Origin of the sequence: Pseudomonas sp. QS1027, from assembly GCF_002814235.1 — a bacterium.
Classification (GTDB): Bacteria; Pseudomonadota; Gammaproteobacteria; order Pseudomonadales; family Pseudomonadaceae; genus Aquipseudomonas.
The window spans coordinates 1-826 of record NZ_PHSU01000073.1; the positions used below are offsets into that span (position 1 = coordinate 1).

The window sequence follows — 826 nt, forward strand, 5'->3', positions numbered from 1 at the left end:
TGGGAACCGGTAAATATTACACCGTTGGATGCCATTGAAGAGCGCATGATTGCTTATACAAAGGGGCGTGGTGGAATAATTATCATGGGCAATGGTACGTTGCTTGCCCTTACCAAAGGTGATGATGATATTGACGATGCGAAGAAAGCTTTAAATGAGGCGCGATTCATCATCGACTTCCGTGTGATACCTCTTAAGGAAGGCGGATATATGGTAGCATTTCACGATGCTGTCTCCGTATTCGTCGGACAAGAAGAGTTTGAGCAGAAGAGGGATGAAATCGTGGCTCGGCAAAGCGAATTACGATTTCCGGGAGAGAGATTTTTCGTGCCGACAAGTGATTCGTCGTCTCACATTCTTGTTGGTTTGTATGCTCGTGGAAAACTTCAAAGGGATGCGTATTTCTTTAATTTTTATAAGAGAATTTAAGAGTATATATCTAGTTAAGCCATCTATTTTGATGATCTGAAGTGTTCAAGTGGCGGTTTTTTGTGCGTGAGTAAGATGCCAGGTCTATCAGCTGCATCTGAAAAACTAGTTTATGGAGGTTCAAGCGGTCGATGCAACGTACACTATTTGTACTGAGCCAAGGGGGATAGCTGGGTGGGTTTCATCGAACTTGCGTTTGACGTTCTCGATATGTTTGATTATCAGTCGTCCTGCGAAAAAAAACCTCGCAGGGTCTTCACAAGGGAGGGGCGTCGTATTCTGTGTGATAGTCGCTGTGCTTGAGCTGATGACGCTGAATCACCTTTATGGAACGCACGGCTGAATATTGGCTCGCGAATCGAGACAAGTCCTAAAAGGTGAATGCTAAAGGGGGACG

The 826-nt window shown here is 44.8% G+C and carries 1 protein-coding gene; it reads left to right on the top strand.

Annotation, left to right across the window (positions count from 1 at the left end; translation table 11 throughout):
- The coding region (locus CWE01_RS33200; RefSeq protein ID WP_100944763.1) for a hypothetical protein at positions 1 to 429 on the top strand (429 nt) is incomplete at its 5' end.
- Positions 430 to 826: the final 397 nt, after the last annotated feature.